The organism is Bifidobacterium thermophilum (genome assembly GCF_002846655.1).
Lineage (GTDB): Bacteria > Actinomycetota > Actinomycetes > Actinomycetales > Bifidobacteriaceae > Bifidobacterium > Bifidobacterium thermophilum.
In genome coordinates this window covers 228063-240954 of sequence record NZ_PCGX01000001.1, presented here as the reverse complement: position 1 = coordinate 240954, position 12892 = coordinate 228063, and the positions used below count along the sequence as shown (strand labels likewise).

Annotated in this window: 13 protein-coding genes; 5 read left to right on the top strand and 8 right to left on the bottom strand. The window is 60.0% G+C overall.

The genetic code is table 11. From position 1 onward, the window contains the following. Position 1: 1 nt before the first annotated feature. From CQR48_RS00915 to CQR48_RS00900, 3 genes are all read right to left on the bottom strand, one after another. A complete protein-coding gene (locus CQR48_RS00915; protein WP_244898862.1) occupies positions 2 to 2827 on the bottom strand; it encodes a DEAD/DEAH box helicase family protein in 2826 nt (941 codons plus the stop codon). A gap of 4 nt (positions 2828 to 2831) precedes the next feature. Beyond that, the gene (locus CQR48_RS00910) at positions 2832 to 3035 is read right to left on the bottom strand and encodes a YlcI/YnfO family protein (protein WP_101451659.1); all 204 of its coding nucleotides are present in this window, start codon (positions 3033 to 3035) and stop codon (positions 2832 to 2834) included. 1157 nt (positions 3036 to 4192) lie between these two features. Next, the gene (locus CQR48_RS00900; protein WP_143252440.1) at positions 4193 to 5188 is read right to left on the bottom strand and encodes a hypothetical protein; all 996 of its coding nucleotides are present in this window, start codon (positions 5186 to 5188) and stop codon (positions 4193 to 4195) included. Positions 5189 to 5622: 434 nt separating this feature from the next. Between CQR48_RS00900 and CQR48_RS00890 the strand changes: the two genes are divergently transcribed. Further along, positions 5623 to 6375 carry an EcsC family protein gene (locus tag CQR48_RS00890; protein WP_101451655.1) on the top strand — a complete coding sequence of 251 codons (753 nt, stop codon included), beginning with the start codon at positions 5623 to 5625 and terminating at the stop codon, positions 6373 to 6375. Between the two features lie 35 nt (positions 6376 to 6410). Here CQR48_RS00890 and CQR48_RS09070 read toward each other — a convergent pair whose 3' ends face one another. From CQR48_RS09070 to CQR48_RS00870, 4 genes are all read right to left on the bottom strand, one after another. After that, positions 6411 to 6557: a hypothetical protein gene (locus CQR48_RS09070; RefSeq protein ID WP_180334480.1), complete on the bottom strand. Its 147-nt coding sequence runs from the start codon at positions 6555 to 6557 to the stop codon at positions 6411 to 6413. A 154-nt stretch (positions 6558 to 6711) separates the two neighbouring features. Then, positions 6712 to 6876, bottom strand: coding sequence for a hypothetical protein (locus tag CQR48_RS09220; protein ID WP_218971652.1), 165 nt, complete (start codon positions 6874 to 6876; stop codon positions 6712 to 6714). A 145-nt stretch (positions 6877 to 7021) separates the two neighbouring features. Then, positions 7022 to 8041 (bottom strand): RNase H family protein, encoded by a 1020-nt coding sequence (locus tag CQR48_RS00875; RefSeq protein ID WP_101451652.1) that lies wholly within the window; start codon positions 8039 to 8041, stop codon positions 7022 to 7024. After that, positions 8038 to 9246 carry a hypothetical protein gene (locus CQR48_RS00870; RefSeq protein WP_101451651.1) on the bottom strand — a complete coding sequence of 403 codons (1209 nt, stop codon included), beginning with the start codon at positions 9244 to 9246 and terminating at the stop codon, positions 8038 to 8040. The genes CQR48_RS00875 and CQR48_RS00870 overlap by 4 nt, the downstream gene beginning before the upstream one ends. Positions 9247 to 9680: 434 nt before the next feature. Here CQR48_RS00870 and CQR48_RS08970 point away from each other — a divergent pair, with 434 nt between their 5' ends. Together CQR48_RS08970 and CQR48_RS00855 are read left to right on the top strand one after the other, a co-directional pair. Continuing rightward, positions 9681 to 10085 (top strand): hypothetical protein, encoded by a 405-nt coding sequence (locus CQR48_RS08970; protein WP_143252439.1) that lies wholly within the window; start codon positions 9681 to 9683, stop codon positions 10083 to 10085. Between the two features lie 88 nt (positions 10086 to 10173). Further along, positions 10174 to 10866 (top strand): hypothetical protein, encoded by a 693-nt coding sequence (locus CQR48_RS00855; RefSeq protein ID WP_101451648.1) that lies wholly within the window; start codon positions 10174 to 10176, stop codon positions 10864 to 10866. Between the two features lie 458 nt (positions 10867 to 11324). Here CQR48_RS00855 and CQR48_RS00850 read toward each other — a convergent pair whose 3' ends face one another. Further along, positions 11325 to 11615, bottom strand: a complete 291-nt coding sequence (locus CQR48_RS00850; RefSeq protein WP_101451647.1) for a DivIVA domain-containing protein — start codon at positions 11613 to 11615, stop codon at positions 11325 to 11327. Between the two features lie 198 nt (positions 11616 to 11813). Here CQR48_RS00850 and CQR48_RS00845 point away from each other — a divergent pair, with 198 nt between their 5' ends. Both CQR48_RS00845 and CQR48_RS00840 read left to right on the top strand, forming a co-directional pair. Further along, complete coding sequence (locus CQR48_RS00845) at positions 11814 to 12536, top strand: helix-turn-helix domain-containing protein (protein ID WP_180334479.1); 723 nt, start codon at positions 11814 to 11816, stop codon at positions 12534 to 12536. Next, positions 12517 to 12873, top strand: coding sequence for a hypothetical protein (locus CQR48_RS00840; protein WP_101451645.1), 357 nt, complete (start codon positions 12517 to 12519; stop codon positions 12871 to 12873). The genes CQR48_RS00845 and CQR48_RS00840 overlap by 20 nt, the downstream gene beginning before the upstream one ends. Positions 12874 to 12892 lie beyond the last annotated feature (19 nt).

The window sequence follows — 12892 nt, the reverse complement described above, 5'->3', positions numbered from 1 at the left end:
GCTAGTCTTTCGTCTGCTCAGGCGGCTCATACGGCTTTCCCTCCCGGTTGTACGTCAGATTGAATACCAGGTCAGAGAGCCATTTCTTGAATGATGGGTTGTCCTGGTATTGCTTGAACAGCTCGATGTTGTCGCCCATGATGTCGAGGATCACCTGAAGAAGGGCGCGGTCGCTCTCCATGCGGGCGCTCTGCTCGTCGGAGTTGCGCATGGCGTTCTGGTACTTCTCGTCGCGGGAGACCATCGCCGGAATCTCGAGGATCTGCCTGCGTACGTTGTCAGCGTCGTTCCAGTCAATGTTGCCAAAGAGGTCGTTGAAGTCGCTGAGTATCACGGACAGGGGGTCCATCTCGGGTACGTCGATGTGGGCACCGTTGCCCGTCGGCACGGGGTCTATTTCGGCATCCTCGTCGGCGAGCTTAATTGCAATGGACTCGCGCGCCTCGTTGCGGTAGCTCTCGAGATCAACTGCCTCGAGGATTCCCTCCGAGAGATCGTCTTCCCTCGGCGACGGCAGCTTCGGGATAAGGAGGTTCAAGAAGATAGAGAGCCGCTCCCAGTCGGCGTTGCCGTAGGGAAGGATGGCCCCGAGGAACCCGTAAGTACGAACGAAAGCCTTTGCGGCGCTTTTGAACTCAATCTGGTCGTCGATCTCGAGCTGCTTGTAGAGTACCGTGCAGGCATCGAGGACGGGATCGAGCCTATCTCGTTCTGCCCCTCCTAGGAACAAGTCCACAACGGTCCTAACGTCATCGTCGTTGAAGACCTGGTATTCGTCCATGGCAGCCACGAGGTCATAGAGCTTGTTGGGGTCGGTCTGACTGGAGAGGATGGTTGTGCGGTAGTAGGGCTCGAAAGCACGCTGGATGTCCTCGGGCTTATTAGCGAAGTCGAGCACGAAGGTGTCGAGCTTACCAGGATAGGCCCTGTTGAGGCGTGAGAGCGTCTGCACGGCATTGATGCCGGCGAGAACCTTGTCAACGTACATGGTGTGCAACAGGGGCTCGTCGAAGCCGGTCTGGAACATGTCTGCTACAACGAGGATGCGGTAGGGGTCCTGCTTGAACATCTTCGGTATCTTGCCGTCGGGGAAGCCGTTGAGTTCCGCCGAAGTCACGGCGGGCTCCTGGCCGTTGTATCGGTGCTCGCCCGAAAAGGCGACGATGATCTTGTAGGGGCTGTGTCGCTTCGCGAGCTCCTTGTTGATGGCGTAGTAGTACTCGATGCAGCGCGGAATGCTCGCGGTGACGACCATGGCCCGCGCTTGCCCGCCAATCTTCCCCTTGGCTATGACCTGCTCGTGGAAGTGATCCACGATGATGCCGGCCTTTTTGCCAATCGTGAAGCTGTTGCCCTCGACGAAGCTGCGAAGCTTCTTCTGAGCGCGCTTCTTGTCGAACATGGGGTCGTCTTCGACGGTCTTCATGAGCTTGTAGTAGCTATCGATGGTCGTGTAGTGAGCAAGCACATCCAGGATGAAGCCCTCCTGGATGGCCTGCTTCATTGTATAGACGTGGAAGGGGCGGAACTTGGTCTCGCCTCCGTCCTCGAATGGCGTCCCGAAGGTCTCAAGTGTCTTGTTCTTTGGCGTGGCAGTAAAGGCGAAGTAGCTCGCGTTGGTGAGGAGCTTGCGCCCCTCCATCATCGCGTTGATCTTGTCCTCGTTATCCATATCGTCATCGGAAGCGAGCCCGGATAGGGCGAGATTCATCTCCGCCGAGTTCTTGCCGCTCTGGCCGGAGTGCGCCTCGTCGATGATGATGGCGAATTTCCTGCCCTTGTGCTCCTCGCCGAGCTTGGGCAGCGCGTAGGGGAACTTCTCGATGGTGGTCACGATGATGCGCTTGCCCTCCGTGATGGCCTGCGAGAGCTCGCCGGAGCGCTCCGCCCATACGACCGTGTTTCGTACCTGCATGAACTGCTTGATGGTGTCACGTATCTGCTTGTCCAGGATGCGCCGGTCGGTGACGACGATCACCGAGTCGATCATGGGTCGCCCGAAACGCTCGAGCGTGATGAGCTGGTGCGCGAGCCAGGCGATGGAGTTCGACTTGCCACTGCCTGCGCTGTGCTGGATTAGGTAGCGCTTGCCGATACCGTTCTGGCTCACGTCCCCGAGAAGAGACTCGACGCAATCGAGCTGGTGGTAGCGCGGGAAGATTTGTTTCACGGTCTTTTTGCCAGTATCGGGATCCACGTCAGTCACGACCTGGGCGTAATTCTCGATGATTCGAGCGAGCTTTCGCTTGGTGAGGATGTCCTTCCAAAGGTAGTCGGTCATGAGCCCGTCAGGATTGGGTGGGTTTCCGGCGCCGTCGTTGTAGCCTTTGTTGAACGGGAGGAACCAGCTGTCCTTCTTCGCGAGCTTCGTGCAGAACTGAATCGTGGCGTCATCGACGGCGAAGTGCACCATGCACCGCTTGAAGCTGAAGAGCGTCTCGTGCGGGTCGCAATCCGCCATGTACTGCGCCACGGCATCATCGGTGTTCTGCTTGGTGAGCTGGTTCTTGAGCTCCATGGTTATCACGGGGAGCCCGTTGATGAAGATGCACATGTCCAGCGCGAGCTTGCTGGCGTCCTGCGAGTAGCGGAGCTGTCTCGTCACGCTGAAGATGTTCTTGTCAAAGAGCTCAGCGGCCTTGGCGTTGTTCGGGCTTGGCGTCAGGTAGAACATGACAAGGATTACGTCACGATATTTTCCCCGTACGTATACATCGCGAAGGCAGTCGTCCGCAATGCCCCAAATGAAGCTGACGATTTCCGAATGGACACGGCTGATCTCGCTGGGAGTGAGCTTTACAACTGCGCAATCATTTTGTTCGGACATGTAACTAGTCCCTTCCGGCGAGTTCATTGATGATGCACGACCGCACGAAAGCAGAGAAGCTGATGCCGGGCAGTCGGGCCGTCTCGGCCGCCACATCCTTGAGGTTCTTGGGAACCCGTAGCGTAATAGGGGTGGGGTCACCCTCTGCGAGGAAGTCCTGGCGTTGGGACGTGCTTGCACCGCCCCCGATAAGCTCAGCGTACTTCATTCGGCTCCTCACAAACCTAGGCGAAATGAAATAAAAGTGCATAAATTCCACCATTAGGTTAGCACGTAAACGTAACGCTGGTTCATCAGAGGATGAGCAGCAAAATTCGCCAGATGTAGCCATTAGGAGAATCGTGGAGGGCGGTACCACTCGCCGAATAAGGTCCCTCTGCCAGAGCGAGAGAGAAAAACCACTCAACGAGCCGGAGATGCTATGGACAGATCAATGCGAGAACAACAGTTAGCCCGCTGTGAGAGAGAAGAACGTTTTGGACTACCACCGCTCGCCGCAGTGTGCGTCGACTACTGACTCAGACCCTGTAGCCTTGACAAACCAAACCACTAAGGTCAAGGGGGCAGCAACATGGGGATGAGAAGTACCTACACATTCGAGTACGGCGATGAGACCGGGACGCTAGAGTATGGTCGTCTCGACACAGGAGAGGCATTCGTGAAGGAGACCGGCAGTGGCGACATCACGCAGTTCTGCTACGACGCGCCCGCCCGTGAGACGACCATCACGTTCCGCGAGACCGAGGACTACTCTCTCGAGGACGTGGCCGACACGCTTCGCGGGGATGCGGAGAACCTGTTCATCGGTGACATCGCGGAGATCCTCGGATTCTGGAATGTTCCCTACGTGAAGGACGAGAAGAGCCATTTCCCACCCCACCATCCCGCACGCCAGGTGGTGACGTCGTCGGGGCGCCGCAGTCACGTCCGCTACGGGCGTTCCGCCGGGGCGCGCGTGCCACGGGCCTCCGCGCGCCGGAGAGTCGCACGGGGCGGCCGGGGACTCCTCCGCGGGCATGGCTTCGCGTGCGGGCCTACGGCAGCCAGGCTCCGCGCAGGTGGCGCTCCCGCGACTGCGGCTCGGGCCTCGGTGCCAGTGGCGTGCGGGATGGTGGGGTGGGACGGCCGACAGCGAGTCGCTGGACCTGGGAGTCCGCCTTGCCTACACCGGCGTCGCCAAGCTCCAGACGAGACTCCTCCAGGCTCGCGTCCCAGATGGACCTGCGACCCTCTGTCGCAGGGTTCTCGTTCCCGGGAGGTCCGCCACGGCTCTCACAGCGCACGCCGCACGAGCCATAAGGTCTCTCGCTCTCGTCCGCGTCGACCGGGATGACGCCGCCTTCCGCGAGGCGCTCGCCCTGTCCCCTACGCCCCGTCCCCGTACCACTTCCTGCGGTACTTCTCGCGCGTCATCAGGCCTTCCGAAACCTGGTCCATGTCCTGCCGCTTCTCGGAGGCGGTGTCCTGCACGATGGAGTCGTCGTATATCACGGATACGACGCCCTCGTCGGGGAGTCCCTCGCCCATGTGCCGCGCGCAGGCGAGAAGGGCGTGCGCGACGCCCGCGAGCGCGCCCTCCAGCGCGTTCTCGTTCTTGCGGACGTTGCGTATGAGGGCGCTGTTGTCGCTCGAGACCTCCGTGGCCGTCTTCACGTAGCCCACGTTGTCCAGGTCGAAGTAGTTCGTCCCCAGGCCCACCAGGTCGCCCAGCACCTGCAGCGCCAGGCGGAACGCCTTGCCCTGCGCCTCGGTGCGCAGCGCCGGCGCGAACTCCTGGATCGTGTCCTCCGTGCTCATCACCTTGCGGAGCACCGTGCAGTCGCCCTTGCCAAAGGGGATGGGCACGCGCCTCCCGTCCTTCGTCCTCTTCTGGTCGAACATCACGTCGGAAAGGAACACCCGCATCTTGCCCGCGTCCACCTCGTTGATGAGCGCGTCGTAGGCAAGGTCCACCGACTGCACCGCATCGACGGCGTCGGCGAACGCGCTCTGCCCATAAGGCGAGAAGTCCACCCGCGTGTTCGGCACCGCCGGCCGCACGATTCCGAACGTCGGGCCCACGGAGCCCGTCGCCACGTCCGCAGCCACGCCCGGCACCGCCACCTCGCGCCCGTCGCCGTCGAAGCAGACCGTGCGGGTCCGGTAGGCCCCGTCGTTGCCCACCACGTGCATCTGCAGCTGGTCGAGAAGCGCACCGCGCGAGAAGCACCTCGTGACGAAGGCACACTCACGCACGCCCTCCGCGTCCCAGGACAGCGACACCACCATTCGCGCGTCGTAGTGCCTCACGCGCACCAGGCGCCGCCCCACGTCCAGCCACACGGCAAACGCGCCCGTTCCCAGCCCGAACGCCCGGACCACCGTCCCTGGGCCCTTCCCCAGAAGTTCGTGGACGAGAGGAGCGAGTCCAGCCAGTCCGTGCACGCCTGGCTCTCGCACGCCACCACGGTCTTCTCGTCCAGGAGCAGAGACCCCCACTCGCGGCACACCCGCATCGCCGGCATGATCGTGCGCCGGTGCACCTGGTACACTCTGCCAAAACCGTCCGTGTCCCGGTAGTCGTAGAACTCCCCAACGGCCCTCATCCAGCGGTCCCACTCGCGAACGTGCGGCTCCACATCCTCCAGCGCCCGCGTCGAGTACCCCGCGCCCCACAGGTACGCCCTCACACACTCCGGCATTCAGTACCCGTCCCCGCCCGACAGGTCCTTCTCCATGTATCCTCTGTCCTATAAGATTGGTTGAGGAGATTATCCATCCCGGTCACAGCCGGCAATCCAGTCAGGGGGTTCGACGTGGGAGAGAAGGGCAATGGCAAGGGGAAGTCACCGCTTACCCAGGAGACGGCAGCACAGGTGCTCGACGCCGTGTATCGCGCGGTGATCCAGGGCATCCCAAAGGTCAGCAAGCCCGTCGGCGAGTTCGCCGAAGACTACATCGACAGGCACAGCACGCGGAGGGGAGCGGCGAACGACCTCGTGCGGTGGCAGGTGGCCAAGTGCGGGACATCCGGCTTTGTGACGGGACTCGGCGGCTTCATCACCATGCCCGTGGCGATACCGGCGAATCTCTCCAGTGTCCTCTACGTGCAGCTGCGCATGGTGGCCGCAATCGCGTACATGGGCGGCTACGACGTCAACTCCGACCAGGTGCAGACCCTCTGCTACATGGCCCTCGCCGGTGACGCCGTGGCAGACGTCGCCAGGCAGGTGGGGAAGAACGTCGGAGAGAAGATGCTCATCAACGCCATCAAGAAGATCCCCGGGGAGGCGCTCGTGAAGATCAACCAGCGCGTGGGCTTCCGCCTCCTCACCAAGTTCGGCGAGAAGGGCGCGATCAACTTGGTCGACATGCTCCCCGTGGTCGGCGGGGTCGTGGGCGGCGTCTTCGACGTCGCGACCACGCAGGTGATAGCAAAGAACGCACTGGAGATCTTCCTTCCCAAGCCAGCGCCCATCAAGGTCGAGGTCCAGGTTGTGGATGAGAAGGACGACCCGCCGTCGAAGGGTACCGCATCGGGCCCCAACGACGAAGCCGTCATCGAATAGCCTGGCAGAAGTACCTCCCTCCGTCGAGAATCCCCCTACGCACCCCTCGGCACGTCGTCCATCACCGCATACCTCACCGCGTCGATCGAGTGGTCGTTCCCGTCCGGGATCTCGTCCACCCACGTGCCGTCGCGGTCGCGCTCGAACTCCTTCAGCCGGAACTCCTCGTAGGCGAGGGACACCGCACGGGATCTATCACGATCTCGTGCAGCCCGGCCAGCCACTCGTAGCTCAGGCGCCTCATGTTGCTCTTCCTGGCGGGACGTCCCCTCAGCCCCAGCTCGCGATGCCCCGCCGCCATCGACTGCTTCCCGTCCGGCGTGTCGTCCGCACAGATCAGCTCGTCGTGCTGGTAGGGGTCTCGTCGGGCTCGTCCGCGTACGTCAGCGCCTCGGCCACCATGGCCCCGGTCTCGGCCGGCGTCTTCCTGTTGGCCGACAGCTCCTGGAACAGGAACAGCCGCCGCCCCCGGGCACCCACCCGCACCGCACGAAGCGCCACGGGTCCGGGAACCACCATTACATTGGTTAGTGGGTCCCGCGCCACGGGGCCCACTAACCAATGTAATGGGGAGGTCGTGAGTCAGCCGGAGGGCGGGACGATCGGATGGTCTGGATGGGGCAGTCGGACGGGTTGATCAGTCGGATCAGATCAGTGTTTCGACCAGTTCACGAATGACTCGGGCGAGGGATTCCTGGCGTTTCGCCGCCTTTTTGAGATTGTCTTCGGCATCAGCCACGCGCGCAGAGGGCGGGATGCTCGCCGCCTTTGCATAACGCTCGGCGGCATCTTGCTGCGCATGCGTCGCCTTGCGTAGCGTGGCGGTGAGGCCGTACAGCAACTGTGCTTGCAGGAGTCCTTCCTGCAAGTCCGCAGAAGGTTGCGAGTTCACAGAACGCTCTGAGCTCACAACTCGCTGCGCGTGCGTCGCAGCGGCGGTATCTATGGCGGCGGCATCCGCGGTGTGGGTATCCGCGGTATCGCCTGCCGTGGGGCTGTACGCGTCATGATTGTCGTCCGTGCCCGGCGTGTGGCGAACCGTCACGGGAACGACCCCCACGGTATTGGCGTCGGCCTTGGCGGCGGCGGAATTGTCGGGGTCGAGCGCCTGCATCATGTCATCGGTGCCGGTTTGAATCACACGCCCTGCCAGTTGCAGCGGCACGCGCATCAGGTCTATCTGCGCTTCGGAGGGAATCTTCGACGGCGCGTGGAAGTCGCGGCACATCGTGGCGTATCCGCGCGCAAACTGGTCGGCCTGCTCATTGAATTTGTCGCCCGCGTGTCCCTTGACCCAGACGAAGTCGATCGAGCCTTCGCGTTCCTCCATCTCCATGTGGATGGCACGGATCACCGAAAGGAAGTATGGCGCGGGATTGCCGTTGTCCTTCAACCAACCGGTTTGGGACCATGTGCTTTCGCGCTTCGTGGAATACTCAATCGCGTCGCGCGAATCCGATTCGATCACCAGTTTTTCGGCGCCTGGATGCGAACGCAATGCTTGCAAGATCGCGCATAACTCGCCCAGCTGGATATTGCCGCCGAGGGAACCGCCGCAATCATGCAGCCCGGTGATGTGGTCCACCCATGCCCAGCCGGTCACGGGGCGGGCCCCGAGTAGAAAGCTGCCGTCAGTGGAGATATGGATGGTATGCGCGCCTGTCATTGGTTCCACCTCGCGGCATGCAGGGATTCCTGGGCAGAAACGCTGTCGGTATCCCCATAGCTGTTGAGGAATTGTTCCAGCTCTTCCGCGGCTTTCTCGTATTCCAATGCCGCGGCTTTCGTGTGCTTGCGAGCCTTGCGCAGCGGCTTCTCAGCCAGCGGCGTGATAGGGTTGCCGTCAAGTCCAGGCGTGGCATCCTTGGCGCGCTTGAGTGCGGAATCATACGCCTGCGCCGTGGCCTGCAACGCTTTCGCGCTGGAACGAAGATTGCGCACGGTGCTGTGCAACAGTTCGAGCAGTTGCGATTCCTGAGGTTCGTCCACTTCCGTTTCGACGGCCGCGTGACGCGGGCGAGGCGGTGCCGGTACCTCGGGGACAGGCTTGGGGGCAGGCTCGCTGAGTGCCGGGTTGGGCTGGTGGGGCGCCGGCGTGGGCGTTTCTGAACCTTGTGATGACGCCGCATGGGCCGCATGGATTGGCGCAGGGGCGCTCGATGTCACGTTGCTGGACGTGACATTGTTGCGCGATGCCACGGCGTCATTCGCCGTTTTGCCGTCGCGGATGGTGCTGGCATTGTTCTTGCCGACGTTTGGTAGCGTCTCAGTTTGTTTGGTGAGCTTGTTGTTTTGCTTGGTCGCGTTTTGCTTGGTCGTAGGTTTGTTGGCCCGTGCCGGTTTGCCGGTTTGTTGTTGGTTCAACGCCTTCGCGTTCTGCTGGGCTTTCGCAATCGATTCTTTCGAGATGAGGCGACGGCGAATCATCACGTCCATCGTTTCGCGCGGAATTCCCGTCGGCGCGTGTTTGGGGTTGGTGACGAAGGTCTGCAGTTGCTGTTGGGCAAACAGCCGAGCGGTTTTCAGCGCCATCACAGGCGTTTCTTCGTCAATGTCATGGAAAGACACAGGGGCGTTGTGGTGGCTGATTTCGTCAAGCACCGCTTGGATGAGGGGGAAGTTCTTGCGGCTGGATGGCGTCGTCGGTTTATGTCCCGATCGTGCGGCTTCGATTGCGACGATCGCCTGATGGCAGTCGGTTTTGATGGCGAGGCGCTGAGAGCCGGTGTGGGAGCGGAGCGCCTGCAGGATTCCGGTGAGGGCGCCTAGGTAGACGGTGCCGCGGGGGGCGCCGCCATATTTGTGAGTGTTTTCATCCGCCCATGCCCATCCCATGGCCTGGGCGACGCCGTTGCCCTCGGCGTGTATCACAATGATTGTCTTGTCGGTGCTTTTCGTTTCGGACCGTCCTTCCCCACCGTGAGCCGCGCAACGCGCGGGGCATTCAGCGTCTCAGTCTACCCATTGCCCTAGAGCAGCGCTGATGAGCATGAGGGGCGTAGATGGCCATCAGTAAGTAAAACGTTTGACTTTACTGATGAGCCTTAACTGATGAATCTTATTACTGTTCGAAGAAAGCATCGATAGGAACGCCAAGATCCCCGACCTTACATGTGAAGCTGTTCGATGATATTCTGAAAACAGGGAATCACATAAAAGCTGGCGAACATATGGCGTTCGGGCTCATCGCCGACGGTCGCGCTCGTTGCGCAGTTCCGCCGGATATCAGCCAAGGGGTAGCTGCGACAGCCGTCATAAAACCGTAATGAGGCGGTAGACATGATGGTGAAAAGGAGGCGCGCCACTTGTCTGAAGCCGTGCGAAAGCGTGCTACTCGAACCTGCTTCTGGGCGCACCATTCAGATATCCAGGCAATCCGGCGGTACATCATTTCATCGGGATGCACCGATCAGACCGCCCCAAGGTTCCAGCTGGAATCCCCATCCGTCCTGGAAGGCTACGTTTCGGCAGAAACCAGTGCATTCCTGATGAAACGCACGTTCATTCGCGAAAACACCTCTCCGACGACATTGATCATGCACACCACGGTCTTTCTTCCCCCACATGGCGACGAGATGCCCCTGAGCGTCTGTGCCGCTGATCTTGCCCAATCTGCAGACCCGAGGGAAAGCAATGCCAGACTCGACATGCTTGGCTCGCTATTGCGCGATTTCAACAGAAAGGACAACCATGCCGTTGCCGTCAGTTGACATACCACATTCCACGCCGTGAAAAACCGTATTCGGCCCTGCACAGCTCACCGATGACCCGCATACGTGGATGCTGACAGGCGGTCTGATGACGCAACTTCATGCGCTGATGCATCACGTCGACATCCGCCCGACCACAGACGCCGATTTCCTCATCAACGTGCTCTCATACGAGCACTCGGTGATGCGCGTACGCAACGACCTCGTCACTCTAGGCTTCACCATACGGCAAGGCAGTCTCAGCCAATACACGACAAGAATGGTCAAAGGCGATCAGACAGTCGATCTGCTGGTTGACAATCATTTATCGCCTCGTCAGCAACGACGGGCTTTCTTGGGAACCAATCGAATGCTCGGAATGCCCGGGTCTCGCAAAGCGCTCCAACGACATATGCAAGTAACGTTGTCATTCCAAGATGAAAACGCCATCATTGAAACCCCTGATCTTCTCGGGGCGTTATTGATGAAAATCGCATCATGGCGAGAAGCCCCGCAGGGCAATATCGACCGTCACCTTGTCGATGCCGCGACACTGGCTTCGCTGATTGATTCACCGGAACAAGAACTGCTCAGACTCAACAATGCAAGCGACAGTGACAGAAAGAATGTCCGGGCACTTCACCAAGTACTGAGCGATCCCACTGACTACTGGTGGCGCAACATGCCAGAAGAACAGCGCAACAACGGATTACGCACCGTGGCAATACCGTCATTGCTCATCGAGATGCCAAGGAAAGCAGACATGCGCGCATGGCTTGATAAGCATTACGGTCTGCTGTGATTTCCTGCATGAATCACCGGCGATTGTCCATTTCCATGCAACCCATGTACACCCGCGCGGTACGACCATGCAATCACACCACAACCAGATACCCCCGGGTTCCACAGCCAACCCGACCATACCAAGCCGTCATGCGACCGTCAGGTCACTGAAGCGGACCCCATATTCCGTACACATGTCCCGGTTTCCCGGGAAAACCGGAATCGGTACCAGCCACAGGAAGGAGCCCTCCCATGAAAAACGGGATGTTCACACCCGAGGAACGCGAACGACTCTCCCGCCTCGGCGCGGTCCTCGAAGTAAGGGCCAGGCAGATTGTCTACTCGCCCGAATTCAAAAAGGAATGCATGAGACGCTACCGTGCCGGAGAACGCCCCGGCGTCATCTTCGCGTCCGCGGGCCACGGCGCCATACGGTACAGCAGACGATCGGTCAAGCCCCATCCTCGGCCAGTTCCATCAGCGATATCGGTAGTTTTCGTGGAATGCCAACGCCTCTCTGGCTTCCTCGATGAACGCGTCGACACCGTCCTTCTTGTACGTCTCTCTGAAGCGCGCGACCGGCAGCTGGGAGGGAACGAGCGCATCGGAGGTCACCGTCACATCCTCGGGGTGGTGTGCCTCCCATGCAGCAAGCGACTCGGCGATTTTGTCAAGCAGGGAATCGACGTCATCGATCCTGTACCCCTCGTTAAAGAAAGTGAGCTTGAAAACCTGGTTGCGGACCTTCTCGGCCGTGAGCGTGTCCATGATCGCCTTTCTGTGGGTTCTGCGGGCAATTATCCACCATCATATCCATCGCAGGCGATGGACTCCGGGGGCAGCGATAGTCAAAACTATACGTATTCGCGAATAGTTTTGACTGCCACCCCGCCTAATCCAGAAATCTTGAGGCACGAATATTATATATTCTTCCGTAATCGGTATGATTATGTATATACTATGGTTATGAAGCAGATACGAACGGACGGAACATTCGTCACCGTCGCCCAAGCAGCCTTACGCCTTGGCATCAGCCCCAGACGCGTCCGCGCTCTGGCAGAACAGGGCACACTCAGTGTCGCCGACATCGAACAACACAGTCTGCTTATCAGCAATGAATCAGTGCTTGCATACAGAGCGCGCCCCCGTTCGGCAGGCCGGCCGCTATCCCCACGCATGGCCTTCGCCGCACTGTACCTTATTGCGGGGCTGCCCACAACGTGGATCACCCCGCAAGAACGGTATCGAATCCGCACCATGCTGAAGTCAACGGACGCGCGTCACTTGTCTGAAACCGTGCGAATGCGTGCCACTCGAACCTGCTTCTGGGCGCATCACTCAGACATCCAGACAATCCGACGGTACATCGTTCCATCTGGATGCACCGGCCAGACCGCCCAAACATTCCAGCTGGAATCCCCCTCCATTTTGGAAGGCTATCTTTCGGCGGCAATCAGCGCCTCCCTGATGAAGCGCACCTTCATTCGCGAGAACGCTTCCCCGACGACCTTGATCATACACACTGCAAACTTTCTTCCCCCGCATGGCGACGAGATGCCTTTGAGCGTCTGCGCTGCCGATTTGGCACAGTCGCCGGATCCAAGAGAAAGCAACGCTGGACTCGACATGCTCGACTCGATGTTGCGCGATTTCAACAGAAAGGATCATCATGCCATTACCAGTAGTTGATATCCCACATTCCACACCGTGGGAAACCGTGTTCCACCTTGCGCAGCTCACCGATGACCCGCATACGTGGATGCTGACCGGCGGCCTGATGACGCAATTGCACGCGCTGATGCATCACGTCGACATCCGCCCGACCACAGACGCCGATTTCCTCATCAACGTGCTCTCATACGAGCACTCGGTGATGCGCGTGCGCAATGACCTCATCACCTTGGGGTTTGCCATCCGACAAGGCAGCCTCAGCCAATACACAACCAGAATGGTCAGAGGCAACCAGACAGTCGACCTGCTAGTTGATAATCATTTATCACCGCGCCAACAACGACGGGCTTTCTAGGGACCAGCCGAATGCTTGG

Excerpts from the sequence above, each read along its gene's own strand:
- CQR48_RS00915 (WP_244898862.1), bottom strand. The coding sequence starts at position 2,827 with ATGTCCGAACAAAATGATTGCGCAGTTGTAAAGCTCACTCCCAGCGAG.
- CQR48_RS00910 (WP_101451659.1), bottom strand. The coding sequence starts at position 3,035 with ATGAAGTACGCTGAGCTTATCGGGGGCGGTGCAAGCACGTCCCAACGC.
- CQR48_RS00875 (WP_101451652.1), bottom strand. The coding sequence starts at position 8,041 with ATGACAGGCGCGCATACCATCCATATCTCCACTGACGGCAGCTTTCTA.
- CQR48_RS00855 (WP_101451648.1), top strand. The coding sequence starts at position 10,174 with ATGACGCAACTTCATGCGCTGATGCATCACGTCGACATCCGCCCGACC.
- CQR48_RS00850 (WP_101451647.1), bottom strand. The coding sequence starts at position 11,615 with ATGGACACGCTCACGGCCGAGAAGGTCCGCAACCAGGTTTTCAAGCTC.
- CQR48_RS00845 (WP_180334479.1), top strand. The coding sequence starts at position 11,814 with ATGAAGCAGATACGAACGGACGGAACATTCGTCACCGTCGCCCAAGCA.
- CQR48_RS00840 (WP_101451645.1), top strand. The coding sequence starts at position 12,517 with ATGCCATTACCAGTAGTTGATATCCCACATTCCACACCGTGGGAAACC.